The sequence below is a fragment of the Kitasatospora sp. NPDC028055 genome, assembly GCF_040637885.1.
GTDB lineage: Bacteria > Actinomycetota > Actinomycetes > Streptomycetales > Streptomycetaceae > Kitasatospora.
This window is the reverse complement of the sequence record NZ_JBEZXE010000089.1, coordinates 1-15,430: the sequence shown is the minus strand read 5'-3', so window position 1 is coordinate 15,430 and position 15,430 is coordinate 1. Positions and strand designations below refer to the sequence as shown.

The following is a 15,430-nucleotide window of genomic DNA, read 5'->3' as shown; positions in this document are numbered from 1 at the left end:
GAGCCAGCAGCCCGCCCTGAACGGTGCCGTAGGCGCCGACCGGGCAACAGCCCGGACCACCAGCAGTCAGCCGCGCATGGTCCCGGCACACAACCTGTCGGCTGCCGTGGAAGTGTCAGCGCCGTTCGCCGCGGCGGGTGTCAGTGGGAGCCGGCGGCGAGCTGGTTCGGCACCCGGGACGTGCGCAGCTCGCGCATGTCCGGGATGTGGTTGTAGAGGGTGCCGACGGAGACGCCGAGGAGCTTGGCGATCGTCTCGATGCTGTTGGCCGGGTTGGGCAGCCTGTCGCGCGCGGCGCGGATCAGCTCTTCGGTGGCGACGGTCGGCCGGCCACCGGTCCGGCTGCGGGCGCGGGCGGCGGCCAGGCCCTCGTTGGTGCCGACCACGATCAGCTCGCGGATGAACTCGGCGAGGGCGGCGAAGACGTGGAAGACGAGCCGGCCGCCGGGGGTGGTGGCGTCGAGCTGCTCGTTCAGCGAGGGGAACCCGACCTCGCGGTTGCGCAGTTCGCCGACCATGTTCACCAGATCCTTGAGCGAGCGGCCGTAGCGGTCGAGCGCGGGCACCACCAGCGTGTCGCCGCGCTGCAGGAAGGCGTGGCACGCCTTCAGCTCCTCACCGCCGGCCTCATCCAGCATCACCCCGCCACCAACCAACTCCACCTCACCGACGACGTCCTCTTCAGCCTTGGCCTACCCCCAGCCCCCGCCCCCGCGGCTGACACCACCCCGTGACAAACCCACTGACACTTCACGGCAAGCCCCACTGCCATCCCCACGACAATCCACAACAGCGGCGGGCACCGCCCGGACGGCGGCGCAGCGCGGCCCAGACGGCCACCCCGGACAAGGCGGGGCCGGCCCGGACAGCGGACCCGGGACGGCGGCCGCCGAGCAAGGGCGCAGCAGACCCGGGACGACAGCGCAGCAGGCGGGCACGGCCAACGGCGGAGACGGCGGACCCGGCCCCGACGAAACCGAACACCAACCCCCGCCACCACCCCCACCCCACAAATCCAACCCGAATCCACACCACCACCCGACAGCCAATCCACCAAAACAACCAGGCGGAATCACCAGCGGAATTCACCCCCAAATACAGGCCCACAACACCCCCGAGGCCCCCGAGCCACCCCATCCCCGACCTCACCCCGCCACCACACACAGTCACCAAACCCCGGACAACACCCACCCCGCCACATCCCCCGACAGGCACAACCAAAGGTCCAGACAACATGCCATCTGAAGCCAAAACACGGCCCACAACAACCAACAGGTCACACTCGGCGGGCCCCTCGCCGGGTAGAGCTTCGCGTGCAGCACCCGCTCCTCCCACCACGGATCGTCCGGGGCGGAGACCAGCGCGGCCACCAGCTCTCGCTTGGCCGGGACCGGCAGCACCGGCGGGCCCAGGCCCTCTGCCGTGCGGGCCTGTACGCACTCCGGGCACTCCAACCGGTCCGGCCGGGCCTTCTCCCGCAGCTCCAGCTTCGAGCACTCCCTCCCCCCGATCGAGCCCCGACACGTCCGACACGAACGCAACCCGGCGTTGGCCGTGCGGGCGGTCTGGGGTGCGTTCTTGATCGACATGGCGAGAGGAGGCGGGCGCGGCGGGAAGAAGAGAACTGCCTTCGGGTTCTGCGGTTCTCCGCGAGGCTGGGGTCATGGTTCCCGGGATCTTCCGTGTGTCTCCGTTCGCCGGCGAGACGGTCTCCTCGTTCCTTGGGCGGGTCGCCGCCCTCTACGGCCTGGACGGCGCTGCCCTTCTGACGTCCTGGCGGTGGCATGGCCACCGGCCGCGGCACGAGTGCGGTGCGTTGCGGGCGGGTGCCGAGGTGCTGCTGGATGGGGCGGGCGGCGGGCGCTGGCAGGGCTGTGCGGGGTCGGCGAGGAGGTGTTGGGGCGGGCGTTGCCGGCGTGGGGGGGCTGGAGGACGAGAAGCTGGCCTCGCGGGCGGGTGGGAGCGGCCCTGGGGCGGTGTGGCGGGTGGGCGGTGTGGTGGTGGGGCCGGTGGCGTTCGGGTGCCGGTCCTGCGTGGCCCGGCGGACCGGGGTGCCGGTGCGGGTGGTGCGGTATGCGCAGCAGTGGGAGCTGGTGTGTGCGGCACGGGCGGTGGCTGCTGGACGCGGACGCCGACCAGGCGCTGGAGTCCCTGGACCTGCGTGACCTGCCCGAGGTCGTCGAGGCGCAGCGGCGGTGGGTGGGGGTGGTTCGGCTGCACGCCTTGGCGGGCGGGGACTTCTGGCGGTGGCGGGCGGTTGTGCGGGACGCGGCCAGTTTCCCGGAGTTGGTGGAGGGTCGCAGCCGCGCTGCTGGATCCGGTGATGGCCGAGTTGGTCTGGCAGGACAGCGGGGCCGGCCGGCCCCGGGCGCTGCCGGCGGACGGGGCGTTCTGCCGGCGGCTGGGCGAGCGGGTGGGGCGCCCGTGGCTGGGGCCGCTGACCGCCTGGATGGGCGCGGTGATCCGCTGGCGCCGCGGCGTGGCCGTGCCGCCCGGGCACAGGGACGAGTTGTGGTGGGTGCGCCGGGAGCTCCAGCCGACGAGCATGGCGGCGCAGCTGCGGGCGCTGACGAAGGAGGCGCGGTTGCCGAGGTCGGGGACGGTGTGGCGCTCGGCGGTCGGGCCGGAGCGGCGCATGCTGATCAGCGGCTTGTTGGAGAGCGCCGAGGAGCGGCTCCTGCGGTTGCGTGGGGCGCAGCGGGGCAGCAGCGCGGAGGCAGCGGAGCGGTTGTTGACGGGGATCGGGTACGCGGTGGAGCGGTTGGAGGAGGCGCTGTTGGAGGTCTCGAAGGCGGCGGTGGAGGCCGGTGTGCGGGGCGAGGACGTGGCCGCGTGGGCGGGGCTGTCTTCGGGCGGGCTCGCTGAGGTGCTCAGGGCCGGTGGCAGGGTGGTGAATGGGCTCTGATGGGCCGTCGGGCGGGAGCGGGCCGGGTACGGGGCAGTGCTGTGTGTGCGGTGCCGGGCGTGGGTTTGGTGGTGGGGTGTGGGCCGGGGTGAGAACGCGGGAGGCCGGTGGGGTGCTTTACCGCTCCAGGTCACGGGGTGGAACGGGAACGGGGAAAGCCGTCCGCGTGGGCGTGTGTGGCGGGTTGGCTGAGAACCGTGGGCGATGTGGACGGTGTGGCCGGGGCGAGTGGATCCGCGGGCCCGGTGATGTGGATGGGCGGGCGGGGTTCGAGGCGGTGTTCCTCGACCCGGTCGGCCGGGAGGTGCGGCAGCGGTGGGAGGACGTCTGTGTGGCGGTGGCGTTCGAGGACCTGGCGCCGGTGTCCGCGTTCCCGGTCGTGCCGGGGCGCAGGTGGGGGCCGGGGCTGTGGTGGTCGGCGACCACCGGGCGGCATGTGGTCGCCGGGTCGAACGCGATGCGCGCCCAGCTGATGGTCCTGGACCGCGACCCGTTCGTGGTGGGGCTGGTGGGGCGGCCGGTGTGGCGCGACGGGCGGGGCCGGGTGCGCTCGTGGGTACCGCAGCTGTTCGCCCGGTACGCGGACGGCACCGCTCTGCTGGCCGATTGCCCGGGTCATGCGGAGGCGGGCGATGAGCGGGCGCTGCGCGCCGCGCAGGCGGCCCGGGCGGCGTGCGAGCTGGTCGGCTGGCGCTACCGGCGCCTGGAGACGCTGGGTGCGGTGTTCGCGGCGAACCTGAGGTGGCTGGCGGCTACCGCCACCCGCGCTTCCGGGGCCGCCCCGAGGTCGCGGACGCGCTGCTGGAGGCATTCGCGCGGCCCAGGCCGCTCCTGGAGGGCGTTCAGGCGGTCGGCACCCCGATGACGGTCCTGCCCGCTGTCTTCCACGCCCTGTGGCACGGCCAGTTGGCAGTCTCTCTCGAACGCCCGCTGCGCCAGGGCGTCCTCGTCGGTCCGGGACGCGTAGGGACCGAGGCGGGGAGCAGCGGGACAAGGATGGCTGAGGTGGCGGGCGGTTTCGGCGGGGGTGGGCTGTGAGTGCGGGGGCGCAGCGGCGTGGTGGGCGGCCGGTGGTGTCGGTCGGCGGACCGGTCTGCTTCCGGGGAGTGCGCCGGCAGGTCGTCGGCCTGGCCGGCCAGCGGGTCCACCTGGTTGCCGAGGGCCGGGAGGAAGTGGTGTTGGCCGGGCACCTGTTCGCCGACCCCACGTTCGCCCTCGTCGGCCCCGAGGCCGACGGGGAGGCGCAGGCGGCGCCGCTGTGGGGCCTGTTCGAGACGGTTCCGGCGGCGGCCAGGGAGTGGGCGCTGGCCGCGAGGTGGAGACCGGTCACCCCGACGGGGCGGGCGCGGGCTATGTGGCCAACGAGCGCTACGCCCCCGAGCGGTACACGCCGGCGCAGCGGGAGCAGGCCAAGGCCGAGGAGCTCACCGCGCTCGGCTTCGGGCGGATCTCGCGTTCCACGGTGCAGAAGATGCGGCTGGACTACCGCAAGCAGGGCTTGTGGGGGCTGGTCGACCACCGTTCGAGCCGCGGGCCCAGCCTCGCGGGGCGCACCGACGAGCGGGTCGTGGCCGCGGTGAAGGAGGCGATCCGGCGCCGGCGCGGCCGCTCCAAGGGCACCGTGAAGGCGCTGCTCCCCGTGGCGGCGCGGATCCTCGCGGAGCGGCACGGCGACGCGGTCGCGATGTGCTCGCAGGCCACCTTCCACCGGCTCGTCGCGGCGCTCACCGACCCGCGCGACGGCCTCCACGGGCGCGGCGACGGCGTCCCCGGGCCGCGGGGAGGACGGGCGTTCACCCCGACCGTTGCGCTGCGCCCCGGCGAGCAGGTCCAGGTCGACACCACCCGCCTGGACGTCCTGGCCGTCTTCGACGACGGCATCCTGGGCCGGCCCGAACCGACCATCGCCGTCGACGTCGCCACCCGCTCCATCCCGGCCGCCGTCCTGCGCCCCCACAGCACCAAGGCCGTCGACGTCGCCTTGCTGCTCGCCGAGATGGCCGTCCCCCACCCTGCCCGGTCCACCTGGCCCGCGGTGCTGCGCTTCGCCCGCTCCTCCATCCCTCACCAGGAGGAGGTGATGGCGGTCGACGACCGTCTTGAGGGCGCCGCGGCGCGGCCGGTCGTGGTACCGGAGACGATCGTCGTCGACCGCGGGAAGATCCACCTCTTTGAGACGTTCACCGCCGCCTGCCAGAGCCTCGGGATCAGCGTGCAGCCTGCCCCGCCGCATGCGCCGACAGCGAAGGGGATCGTGGAGCGGACGTTCGGGTCCATCAACACGCTGTTCTGCCAGTACCTGCCTGGCTACACCGGCTCCAACGTCACCGAGCGCGGCCGCGATGTCGAACAGCGCGCCTGCTACAGCGTCACCCAGCTGCAGGACCTCCTCGACGAATGGCTCGTCCACTGGCACCACCGCCCCCACAACGGGCTGCGCCACCCGCTCCTGCCCAAGGCCAAGCTGACGCCCGACGAGATGTGGGGCGCGCTGACCGCCGTCGCCGGGCACGTCCCGCTCCCGCTATCGGGGCGGGACTACCTCGAACTGCTGCCCGTACGCTGGCTCACCATCAACGACCACGGCATCCGCCTGGGCCAGCGCACCTACGACCACGACCTCCTCGGCCCCTACCGCGGCCAGCCCTCTCCCGCCGCCGCCCGGGCCGGCCGGTGGGAGGTCCACCACAACCCCCACGACCTGCGCCGGATCTGGGTCCGCCCGCCCGACCGAGACGACCTGGTGGAGATCCCCTGGATCCACCGCGACCACATCCACCAGCCCTTCGACGACCGCACCTGGGACCACATCCGCACCACCGCCCTACGCCGCGGCAACCGACCGGCACGAGGCCGACCTCGCCCAGGCCCTCGACGACCTCCAACGCCGCAGCAGCGCCGGCCACGCCACCCGCACCGAACAAGCCCTCCTCACCCGCGCCATGCCCGCCCACATCCCCCACACCGGCCAGGCCACGGCGCAGCCGGTGCAGCCGGGGCGGGAAAACCGCGCGGGCACAGCCAGGCAGCCGGGCGCAGCCGGACGAACCGCGCACCGCCCCCACGCCGGGGGCGAGGGCCGCCCTGGCGCGGGCGGCACGGACACGGGCGGCTGGGAGGACACCGAGAGCCTGGACGCCCTGGACACCGAACCCGACACCGGCGAATGGACCGGCCATCAGGACGAGGACGACGGCGACGGCTGGAGCGACGAGGGGAACGACGGCCGCTCCCCCGCCCCGCCCTACACCGGCCTCGGCCTGTGGGACGCCCACCGGGAAGCCGAACGATGGTGAACACCGCCCGCAACCACGCCCCGGGCCCGACAACGGCCGACGCCGCCACCACTACGCCCCAGACCGGCAGCGGCCTCGACAGGCCAAAGGCGGGCGCAGCCGGGCCGTGCCCGGAGCGTTGCGCGGCCGTACCGGGGCCTTGCAGCGCTGCCGACCGGGCCACCGGGTGCTCCCCGCGACCGCCGAGGCCGCCAGAGCGGGGAGCACGGCGCCCGGTCAGAGCCCCCCACACCGAGTGCCGGCACGCTCCAGCACCCGCGGGCACCGGCGGTGAACAGCGCCCGCACGGACACCGCCGACACCACGACGGAGCCGGCGCAGGAGACGCCGTACGCGGTGGACACCTGGCATGGCTTCCAGGCCTTCGCCACCACCCCCGCCCCCGCGCCACCCGCGCCGGGAGAGCCGCAGCGCAGTATCGAGGAGCGCGTGGCCTACCACTCCGCGTTCGTCACCGTCGGCACCCCCGGCCATCGACGCCCTCGCGCTGACCGTGCGGCGTCTGATGCCGCTCGGCAGGTATCAGCGCACCACCGCCCGCCCCAGCCTGATCCTCACCGGCCCCGCCGCCACCGGGAAGACCACCGCGCTCCTCGAGGTCGGCCGGGCCCGCCACCTCGCCCCCACGCGCCGGCACCCGCCCACGCCCGGACAGCAGCCGGTGGTGCCCGTCGCCCACGCCCCACCACCACCACGACACCCCGTCTGACCAGGCAAAACAGTTCTGACCAGCCACAACCCGAAAACAGCCATCAGCGCACGGTGAAACCCTCAACACCGGCCACCACACTCACAAAACCCGCGACACCCCCAGCTCAAGCCACCGTCCAGCACCGCGAACCCCTACACGCCCGTTCTCACCCCACCAAACAACACCCCAGCCCACCCACCGCCCCACACCCCAACCACACCCCCCACGAACCTCAACCAGGCGACGAGGCGACGGGCCGGCCTCCGAAGAACCTCCTGGCCGCCGCCGCGAAGACCACGACCAAGCGCAGCAGCGCCACAGGGAAGCGGCAGCTGTCCCAACTCACCAAGACCGAGCCCTACCAGCGCGCCACCGACCTCCACACCGCCCACCGCTCAACGATGAGCCGCGACGAACTCCAGAAGGCCGTGGAGAATGCCACTCCGCGGCTGCGCTCCGCGTAGCGACCGGAAGGCCCGCCGGGACAAGCTCATCGCCGAGCAGGTCGGGCGGCTGGAGGCCGTCGGGGGTGGCCTGGTGATCCGGACCGGCTTGGGACATGACATGGTGTCCCGTGAAGGCATCAACCCACCCCCACCCCACCAGGAGGTCCTGCATGAGCAGCGGCGCAGCGTCACCCGAGAACCCTGAGAGGTCGGAGGCCGACCCGGCCGCCGAGGTCCCCGCGGCCGCCGTCCAGGACGACGTCAAGGCCCGGTTCCTCGCCGCGCTGGACCGCAAGCACGGCGCCAAGGGCGGGAGCACGGCCGGCGGTCCGAACGGCGATTCGAAGATCCATGGCGCGCACGCCGCGGCGGGCAGCAAGCGCAACTTCCGCCGCAAGAGCGGCGGCTGACCGCGCTGGTGCGCACCGGAGCTGCCGGGCCTCGGCGGGACGGCCGGGCAGGGCCGGGTGTACGCGTGCCCCAGAGCCGGAGTACGGGGCCCGACGGACGTTTCGGCCCGGATGGGCAGTGGTGACTCGGTTGCCGCCCACCCCCGGTAGTCCGGCAGGGAACGTGGCGCACCGGGTACGGGGTGGGGAAGGGCGGCGGAGGCACCGGCCCACTGCCGGCCGCCGATCGGAGCGGCGAGGGAGTCCATGGCATCGGTGCCGATCCGCAGGGTCAGGCGGTAGCAGTAGGTCGCGATGACCTCAGCAACGGCGGCCAGGTCCCTCGGAGGGGTCGAGGGCGGTGGCCAGGTCCGGTGCGCAGCTCGTGCAGGGTGGTCGACTGAGGCCTGGCCGCGGCCTGGTGGTGCTCGGTCTCGCCGCCGCCCTTGCTCCGACGCGCTGCTCGGGTGCGATGCGGTTCTCGACTACCTACCGGGGAGGCACATTGGCCCGGTCCGGCTTGCCCGGACGGAGGGCGGAGCAAGGCGTACGGGAGCTATAAGGGGAAATGGACTCCGACACGCAAACCGTAGGTGGAATTAAATCCAACTATAAAATATTCCCCGGCGCGGGAGGCACGAAAGGAATCCAGGCCAGGTACAGGAGTGGTCATGGAAATAACCCTGTGATCATTACGAGCCTGGATGGCGTCGATGCGTTCATCGACGACCTGCTGGATGGCTAACACGACTACAGCACCCTCGCCGAGGTGTACTCGCAGGACCGAGAGGTGACGCCCTCAGGATTCCCTGGTCACCGGCTCATGGTCTGTGCGAGCAAGACCCTCGGCCTTGGACTCGTGTCCTACATGGATGCGAACGGAAACCTTTGACCACCACTTCGAGATGCCGGAAGGCCGCCCCCGCCAGCACCCCGCCCCGCGGCCCGGCCCCGCGCGTGTGTGCGGGGCCGGTTTCTGGCGTCAGTACACGTCGCCCTGCCTGCTGGTCGGTCACTTCGCCTGGGCGAGCCGGACCGCGTCGGGACCGGCCGGGAATCGCAGCTGGCCGGTCGTGTCGTGCACGGCTCGCCACACCGCCTCGGCGACATCGGTCTCCTCGGTGAACAGGTCCTGGCCTGTGAAGGAGTCCATGGCCTTCTTCGCCCACGGTGCGTAGGGCGCCGGGACCAGCTCGTCCGGTGAGGCGCCGTTCGTCGCCCTGGTGGCGAAGTTCGTCGTCAGGCAGGCGCCCGGCTCGACCGTCTTCGCCTGCACACCGAACGGCGCGAGTTCGAGCGCGAGGGACGAGGTGAACCCCTCGATGGCCATCTTGCTCGCCTTGTAGACGGCTGAGAGCGGCATGTGGCCCAGCACCACGCTGGAGGTGACGTTGACCACCACGCCGGAGCCGCGCTCGCGGAACTGGGGCAGCACCGCCTGCGTGGTCGCCATCACACCGAAGGTATTGACCTCGAACACCTCCCGTACCTGGGCCATGGGGGTGCCCTCGAACACACTGATCGAGGGGACGCCCGCATTGTTGACCAGGACGTCGACGGGTCCCGCCGCCTCGAGCGCGGCCGTGATGCCCGCGGGCTTGGTCACGTCGAGTTCGACGACGCGAAGCCGGTCCGACTCGGGCAGGACGCCCACACGGGGGGTGCGCATCGTGGCGATGACGGTCCACCCCTGCGCGTGGAAGTGGAGGGCGGTCGCCCGGCCGTATCCGGACGACGTACCCGTGATCAAGACTGTCCTCATGCTTGTGCCCCTCGGCGATGTGATGGGATCCGCGGAGCACAGGCACCTTCCTGCTCCGCGGAAGAACTGGCAATCCCATTGAATCGCTCTGACCTGCGGAAATAACAGAACTATCCTCGCGCACCCTTGCATGATCCTCCTCCGCGGCTGCATCCCCGCTCAGGGCAGGACACCGGCGGGGGCGCGCACGGCATCGCGCAGGCGGGCGGCGTCCCGGCTGGGCGGCGCGCCGAACTGGCGGCGGTACTCCCGGCTGAACTGGGAGGGGTTGTCGTAGCCGACGCGATGGCCGACTCCGGTGACGTCGCCCGGGTGGGTGGCGAGCAGTAGCCGGGCTTCCTGGAGCCGGATCTGCTTCTGGAACTGGATGGGGCTCATCGCGGTCACGGCCTGGAAGTTGCGGTAGAAGGCGGAGGCGCTCATGCCGGACATCCGGGCCACGTCCTCGACTCGGAAGGGCTGCGCGTAGTTCTCGCGGATCCAGCGCACGGCCCGGGAGACATGACTGAGGCTGCTGTCGGCGAGGCCGAGCTGGCGGACCGTCGCCCCCTGCTCACTGGTGATCAGGCGCCACAGGATCTCGCGTTTGACCAGCGGGGCCAGTACGACCCGGTCGCGGGGCTCGTCGAGCAGCCGCAACAGCCGGACCACCGCGTCGAGCAGCGCAGGCGGGGCGTCACTGACGGCGATTGCCGAGGGCGTGCCCCGGCCGGCGCGGGGGGCGTCTCCGGGGCCGGCCTGGAGGAGCAACTCGGCGACGGCGGACGGTTCCAGCGTGAGCCCGAAGCCGAGCGCCGGCTGGTCGGGCTCGGCCTGGGTGAAATGTCCGGTGACGGGCAGATCGACGGATGCGACCAGGTACTGCCCGGGACCGTACTCGTAGACCCGGTCGCCGAGAGCGAGTCGTTTGGCGCCCTGGGCGATGACCGCCAGCACCATGCCGGACATGGACGGGGCCGGGGGGTCCGGGCGGTCGACCTTCGAGACGAGGACGCCGTCGATGGCGGTGGTCCAGTCGGGCCCGGCGTGCCGGGCCAGCAGGATGCGGAGCTCTTCGAGGGGCATGCGTCCATTGCAGCACCGCCTCGGGCCATGGCTCCCGCACTCGCGAGGATCATGCAAGTGCGGGCGAGCATCGTTCTAACGTTTCCGCAGGTCAGGTGGATTGAATGGAATCACCGCACTCCACCACGGACCGAAAGAGCAACCATGATCGCCAACTATGGCTTCAGCGCCGCCCTGACCGCCAGGCCCGGCCTGGGCGACCGGCTTGTCGACCTGCTGCTGACCGGCCTGAACCAGGGCGGTCCCGGCGCGAGCGAACACTGCGTCGTCTACCTGGTCTCCCGCTCCACGTCCAATCCCGACATCGTCCACGTGACCGAGGGCTGGACCAGCGAGGACGACCATCACCGGGTCTTCGCCGGTGCGGCCGCCCGGTCCATCGTGGCGCAGATCGGCCCGCTGCTGGCCAAGGAGCCCGAGTACACCGACTACGTCCCGGTCCGCGGCAAGGCCGCCCTCTAACGCCCCGATCAATCCCCCCAGCCTGCCGCCGCGGCGCTCGCCGAGGCGCCACCCTCATCGCCCGACCGTCCGGCACCACCCACGAGAGGCAGCAACCATGACCACGGCACGACCCGCCCTGGACCCCGAACTGCGCGAGCTCCTAGCCGGCATGCCCCTCATGTCCCGGCTCAGCCCGGAAGTCCTCGCGCAACTGCGCCAACTGCCCTCGCCCCCCATCGAGCCCCTCCTCGAACACCGACAGGTCGACCGGCGCGAGCTCACCGTGCCCGCCGAAGACGGTGCCCCGATCCCTCTGTCGGTCCTCAGCCCCGCGAGCCCCGCGAACTCCGCGAACTCCGATCGCACCACCGCCGCACCCTGCATCTACTGGATCCACGGCGGCGGGATGGTCATGGGCGACCGCTTCTCCCAGATCGACATCCCGCTGGAGTGGCTCGACCGGTTCGGCGCGGTCGTCGTCTCCGTTGACTACCGGCTCGCGCCGGAGGCCACCGGCACCGTCCTGGTCGACGACTGCTACCAGGGATTGCTCTGGGTCGCTGAACACGCCGTCGAATTGGGCATAGACCCCGCACGGATCATCGTCGCAGGCATCAGCGCGGGAGGTGGCCTCGCCGCCGGCGTCACCCTGCTGGCCCGCGACCTCGGCAACCCGGCGATCGCCGCGCAGATGCTGATCTGCCCCATGCTCGACCACCGCAACACCAGCACCTCCAGCCGCCAGTACTCCGGCGTGCCCGGCGTCTGGACCGGTGAGATGAACGCGTTCGGATGGGCCTCAGTCCTCGGCGGCCTCACCGACGCCGAGGTGTGCCGATACGTCTCGCCGGCGTTGGCCGAGGACCTCTCGGGCCTGCCGACCACCTACATCGACACCGGCTCCGCCGAGGTCTTCCGCGATGAGGACACCGGCTACGCCACCCGCATCTGGGCGGCGGGCGGCCAGGCCGAACTCCACGTCTGGGCGGGCGGCTTCCACGGCTTCGACGCCCTGTACCCGCAGGCACACATCTCGGCCACAGCCCGCCGAACCCGCACGGAGTGGCTCGCCCGACTGCTCGAACTGCGCCGCATAGCGCCGCTGACTCCAGCCGACGGTGATCGACCTTAGCGGTCAGACCCTCGAAACTGATCACCGGTGGCAGAGACGGGGACGGCAGCTCCGCCCGGCCGGGTTCAGCGACTCGGCGAGGCTGCAGCAGGCAGCCGTTCCGCGGCCGACGCGCAGAGCGACCAGACACCGGCCTCCTTGCGCAGGTAGATCGTCGTATCCACACCGGGCCGGGTGACGTGGGCACTCGCGACGTCGCCGTGGACGCTGACCTCGGAGATCTCGACCGGTGGTCCGGAGGCCGCTGGCTCGGGCCCGTCCGCCGACGGACTCCCTCCGCCGGACGGCAGGTCATCGTCCGCCATCTCTCCGGCCTCCTCCGTGCAGAGCATCCGGAGGGTTCCGGCGACGTCGCCTTGGTCCACGGTGGTCGCGAACCGGGCGACCACCTGCCGCACCCGGTCCGCCTCGCGAAGCGCGGGCGACGGAACCGCTTCACCGCCGTGGCTGCCGTAGCCGTTCTCGGTGGCGGGCTCGCGATCAACGCGTGGATCAACCAGGGCCCGGAGACGAAGGTCTACGAAGGCCCGGTGGCTGGCCACCCGCTGCTGGTCAGCTCGGACGGCCAGAGCCTGACACTCAACATCGGCTGGGGCTGCGAGAAGCAGCCCCAGCTCGTGGCCCGCGAGTCCGCCGGCACGGTCGAGATCTCCCTGCGGCACACGGTCCCCCCGGGGTTCTGCGACCCTGGCGGCATCGGACAGCTCACTACCCACCTGGACAAACCGCTCGGGACCCGGGCACTGAACGACGCCACCGGAAAGCCCGCCGTCCACTTCGACGAGCGCAACCTCCTCCGGCCCGCGTTCCTGCCGGAGAACTACTACCCCTACCCCGCGGGCGAGATGGTTCACCTGCCCGGCCTGGCGTCCCTTCCGACTGACACCCCCGCGTGGGCCTTCGGCTACACGCTGGGCACGGAGCCTGACGTACACGGACACCTGATCATCAGCCAGATCCTCCGGAACAGCACTCCACCGGACGGCCGGGCCGCCACAGTCAAGGGTCACCCCGCGACCATCACGCACCCGGCCTCCCCCGGCGATCCCCGTTCGCTGACGTGGTCGGACGGGACCTACACCTTCGTCGTCACCACCGGCGCCCCTCCACAGCTCTCGGACGAGGAACTCGTCCACGTCGCCGAGAGCCTCAGGTAGCCACTGACGCCACGACGACGCCTGGTAGGGCCGCTCACCCCACCAGCACCGCGGCCGCGTCCGCACTGGTCAGAGCGGAACGACTTCGTCGAGGCGAGTCATCCGGGCGACCTCCACGGTGCTGGCCTCACCCGGATCGAGCGCCGTCCAGGACCGGCCGATCGCGCCGGCCAGCGCGGACGGGATGGTGCAGTTCTCCGAGGCATCAACGGTCTCCCCCGCCCAGCGCAGGCCAGCGCAGGCCGTCCTCATCGGCCTCCACCCGGATGACGTCGCCGCTGGCGACCCCACGCACGAACCAGGGAGTGCTATCAAGCCGCACCGTTCCGTCGCCGAGGTCCACGGCGAGGCCGGAAGCGCGGGGCCATGGGACATCGCCAAGACGAGATGAACAGCAACGAGCGTTGAGCCATCGTCGCGGACATGTACTCTATGAATCGGCGCAGTTCAGAGCCGATGTCCGAGCTTCTGCGGGTCGGTAGAGCGCACTGGCGGAACCGGCCGCACGACGGCCTGCGCGACCCCGCGCACCCGAGTCGGATGTTCACCCCGAACGAGAAGTACGCGACCCTCGTCGAGGCCTGCGGCTACGTCCCCGTCGCGCCTCGGGGGTGAGCTGCTCGACCGCGCCGTCGCCGGAATACAGCTTCATCCCCTGGCGGTTGGAGTCGGCCAGGATCGCATGGTGGTACTGGCTGAAGGTCAGGTGGATCGCGGGCGAGGGGGCGCCCTCCAGCCGGCGCAGGCCGCCCTCCCCATCGGTGCCTCGCTGCCCCCAGTCGCTGTCCTTCTGTACAGCCACAGGGTCCGACCGCATCCGGAGCCTCCTCGCGGACCTCGGCGAGAGTCCCGAGCCCGCCCCAGGCGACCGCTGCTGAACCGACCCGGGCCTTCACGGATTGAAGAACGGGGTGGACAGCCGGACGGCAACGGCTCAAGGTGGTCCGCATGCCGTCCCTTCGGAGCATCCCCCACGCAGTTCGCCGCCGGACCCCGCTCACCAAGGCGGAACGCGTGCGCGTGCTCGACGAGTTCAACGCCGCCGTGCGGTGCCCCGACGCGCACGGCGGGCTCGCGTGCTTGCCGCTCCTCCTCGATGCCCTCGCCGAGGACGAGCCCCGGCCCGACGGCACGCGGTGGATCGTGGACGACAACGCGCGGCTGGACATGGCGGCATTGCTGCGCTACTGCTTTCCCCAGCCGGAGGTCCACGTGGTCGCCGCGGAGTACGGGGCCGCAGCTCACAAGCGTGGCTGGCTCCGTCTCGATCGAGCCTTGCCGACTCACGACTACACGAGCCTCGTCGAGACAGCCGAAGGCTGGGCGGAGACCGACCGCACATTCGACGATGTCCTGCAGGTCTATGGTCGTCCCTCCGCGATCTTTGGCGACCAAGATCCGCGTTCGGCCAAGACCGTCGGCTACGGATCCGGTGATCAGGCCGATCCGCTCGCTGTTTTCCACTTCGGCGAGGCAGGAGACGCCCCATCGGCACGCCTGCTCGCCTTCCGGAGCGGTGACGACATGTTCGGAGCGAGCATGGGCTTCACCCCATTCGGCGACGCCCTTGCTGACGAGCGCGAGAGGCGCCGACACTGACCCAGCCACGCTCTGCAGGTCGCTCACCGGTTCCATCTGTGGCAGGGCCTCGGCCGGGCGGTAGAGACCTGCGTCGCCGCTCACCGCGACTGCCTGCGTACCCCGACACCCAGCGGCGTGCTGCCGCAGGACACCCCACCGGCTTCCGACCGGCCGCCGGACGACTCGGAGCCCGTCGGCCGACGGTCCGAGCGAAAGAAGGCAGCACACGCTCTGGTCCACGAGATGCTCGCCCAGGGTCACTCACGCCGGGCGATCGCCCGGCACCTAAGCTCGGGCCTCAACACCGTCCTCCTGTACGCGAACGCCGCACACTGGCAGGAGACCCTCCGCGAGAACCGACCTCGGCCTAGGAGCTGTTTAAGGTTCGGATCTCGCAGTGACTCAGTTTCGGGCTGTTGTCTCTGGTAGAACTCGGGGTCGTGGCGCGTTTTGACGTGACGGATGCCGAGTGGGCCTTGATCGAACCGCATGTGCCGGTGGCGGCCACCGGGCCCTTGCCGCGGCGGGTCCGGGAGCAGTTCAACGGGGTGCTGTGGCGCTT

General features: G+C 71.6%; 13 protein-coding genes and 2 pseudogenes. 9 read left to right on the top strand and 6 right to left on the bottom strand.

Annotation, left to right across the window (positions count from 1 at the left end; genetic code table 11):
• Positions 1 to 140 precede the first annotated feature (140 nt).
• A pseudogene (locus AB0F71_RS39365) lies at positions 141 to 614 on the bottom strand (recombinase family protein); the annotation flags it as partial.
• Between the two features lie 1,709 nt (positions 615 to 2,323).
• Here AB0F71_RS39365 and AB0F71_RS39360 point away from each other — a divergent pair.
• From AB0F71_RS39360 to AB0F71_RS39340, 5 genes and pseudogenes are all read left to right on the top strand, one after another.
• Positions 2,324 to 2,905: a hypothetical protein gene (locus tag AB0F71_RS39360; RefSeq protein WP_360245970.1), complete on the top strand. Its 582-nt coding sequence runs from the start codon at positions 2,324 to 2,326 to the stop codon at positions 2,903 to 2,905.
• Positions 2,906 to 3,209: 304 nt separating this feature from the next.
• Positions 3,210 to 3,943, top strand: a pseudogene (locus tag AB0F71_RS39355) (TnsA-like heteromeric transposase endonuclease subunit).
• Between the two features lie 259 nt (positions 3,944 to 4,202).
• On the top strand, positions 4,203 to 6,692 hold the full coding sequence (locus AB0F71_RS39350) for a Mu transposase C-terminal domain-containing protein (protein ID WP_360245967.1): 2,490 nt from the start codon (positions 4,203 to 4,205) through the stop codon (positions 6,690 to 6,692).
• 14 nt (positions 6,693 to 6,706) lie between these two features.
• Entirely contained in the window at positions 6,707 to 6,910 is a 204-nt protein-coding gene (locus AB0F71_RS39345; protein WP_360245964.1) for a hypothetical protein, read from the top strand.
• Between the two features lie 598 nt (positions 6,911 to 7,508).
• Positions 7,509 to 7,748, top strand: coding sequence for a DUF5302 domain-containing protein (locus AB0F71_RS39340; RefSeq protein ID WP_360245961.1), 240 nt, complete (start codon positions 7,509 to 7,511; stop codon positions 7,746 to 7,748).
• Positions 7,749 to 8,739: 991 nt separating this feature from the next.
• Here AB0F71_RS39340 and AB0F71_RS39335 read toward each other — a convergent pair.
• A complete protein-coding gene (locus tag AB0F71_RS39335; protein WP_360245958.1) occupies positions 8,740 to 9,489 on the bottom strand; it encodes an SDR family oxidoreductase in 750 nt (249 codons plus the stop codon).
• A 159-nt stretch (positions 9,490 to 9,648) separates the two neighbouring features.
• Positions 9,649 to 10,554, bottom strand: coding sequence for an AraC family transcriptional regulator (locus AB0F71_RS39330; protein ID WP_360245955.1), 906 nt, complete (start codon positions 10,552 to 10,554; stop codon positions 9,649 to 9,651).
• A 144-nt stretch (positions 10,555 to 10,698) separates the two neighbouring features.
• Here AB0F71_RS39330 and AB0F71_RS39325 point away from each other — a divergent pair, with 144 nt between their 5' ends.
• Together AB0F71_RS39325 and AB0F71_RS39320 are read left to right on the top strand one after the other, a co-directional pair.
• Positions 10,699 to 11,016, top strand: coding sequence for an antibiotic biosynthesis monooxygenase (locus AB0F71_RS39325; protein ID WP_360245953.1), 318 nt, complete (start codon positions 10,699 to 10,701; stop codon positions 11,014 to 11,016).
• 97 nt (positions 11,017 to 11,113) lie between these two features.
• On the top strand, positions 11,114 to 12,130 hold the full coding sequence (locus AB0F71_RS39320) for an alpha/beta hydrolase (RefSeq protein WP_360245950.1): 1,017 nt from the start codon (positions 11,114 to 11,116) through the stop codon (positions 12,128 to 12,130).
• A 65-nt stretch (positions 12,131 to 12,195) separates the two neighbouring features.
• Here the strand turns inward: AB0F71_RS39320 and AB0F71_RS39315 are convergent, their stop codons facing one another.
• Entirely contained in the window at positions 12,196 to 12,672 is a 477-nt protein-coding gene (locus AB0F71_RS39315) for a hypothetical protein (RefSeq protein WP_360245947.1), read from the bottom strand.
• Between AB0F71_RS39315 and AB0F71_RS39310 the strand changes: the two genes are divergently transcribed.
• On the top strand, positions 12,661 to 13,287 hold the full coding sequence (locus AB0F71_RS39310; protein WP_360245944.1) for a hypothetical protein: 627 nt from the start codon (positions 12,661 to 12,663) through the stop codon (positions 13,285 to 13,287). The two genes, AB0F71_RS39315 and AB0F71_RS39310, sit on opposite strands and share 12 nt — an antisense overlap.
• A gap of 69 nt (positions 13,288 to 13,356) precedes the next feature.
• Here AB0F71_RS39310 and AB0F71_RS39305 read toward each other — a convergent pair whose 3' ends face one another.
• Both AB0F71_RS39305 and AB0F71_RS39300 read right to left on the bottom strand, forming a co-directional pair.
• Positions 13,357 to 13,539, bottom strand: coding sequence for a hypothetical protein (locus tag AB0F71_RS39305; RefSeq protein WP_360245941.1), 183 nt, complete (start codon positions 13,537 to 13,539; stop codon positions 13,357 to 13,359).
• Complete coding sequence (locus AB0F71_RS39300; protein WP_360245973.1) at positions 13,493 to 13,609, bottom strand: DUF4265 domain-containing protein; 117 nt, start codon at positions 13,607 to 13,609, stop codon at positions 13,493 to 13,495. Before AB0F71_RS39300 ends, AB0F71_RS39305 begins: the two co-directional genes overlap by 47 nt.
• Positions 13,610 to 14,301: 692 nt before the next feature.
• Here AB0F71_RS39300 and AB0F71_RS39295 point away from each other — a divergent pair.
• A complete protein-coding gene (locus AB0F71_RS39295) occupies positions 14,302 to 14,886 on the top strand; it encodes a hypothetical protein (protein WP_360245938.1) in 585 nt (194 codons plus the stop codon).
• The last annotated feature ends 544 nt before the right edge of the window (positions 14,887 to 15,430 follow it).

Excerpts from the sequence above, each read along its gene's own strand:
- AB0F71_RS39320 (WP_360245950.1), top strand. The coding sequence starts at position 11,114 with ATGACCACGGCACGACCCGCCCTGGACCCCGAACTGCGCGAGCTCCTA.
- AB0F71_RS39340 (WP_360245961.1), top strand. The coding sequence starts at position 7,509 with ATGAGCAGCGGCGCAGCGTCACCCGAGAACCCTGAGAGGTCGGAGGCC.
- AB0F71_RS39345 (WP_360245964.1), top strand. The coding sequence starts at position 6,707 with ATGCCGCTCGGCAGGTATCAGCGCACCACCGCCCGCCCCAGCCTGATC.
- AB0F71_RS39330 (WP_360245955.1), bottom strand. The coding sequence starts at position 10,554 with ATGCCCCTCGAAGAGCTCCGCATCCTGCTGGCCCGGCACGCCGGGCCC.
- AB0F71_RS39335 (WP_360245958.1), bottom strand. The coding sequence starts at position 9,489 with ATGAGGACAGTCTTGATCACGGGTACGTCGTCCGGATACGGCCGGGCG.
- AB0F71_RS39305 (WP_360245941.1), bottom strand. The coding sequence starts at position 13,539 with ATGAGGACGGCCTGCGCTGGCCTGCGCTGGGCGGGGGAGACCGTTGAT.
- AB0F71_RS39360 (WP_360245970.1), top strand. The coding sequence starts at position 2,324 with ATGGCCGAGTTGGTCTGGCAGGACAGCGGGGCCGGCCGGCCCCGGGCG.
- AB0F71_RS39325 (WP_360245953.1), top strand. The coding sequence starts at position 10,699 with ATGATCGCCAACTATGGCTTCAGCGCCGCCCTGACCGCCAGGCCCGGC.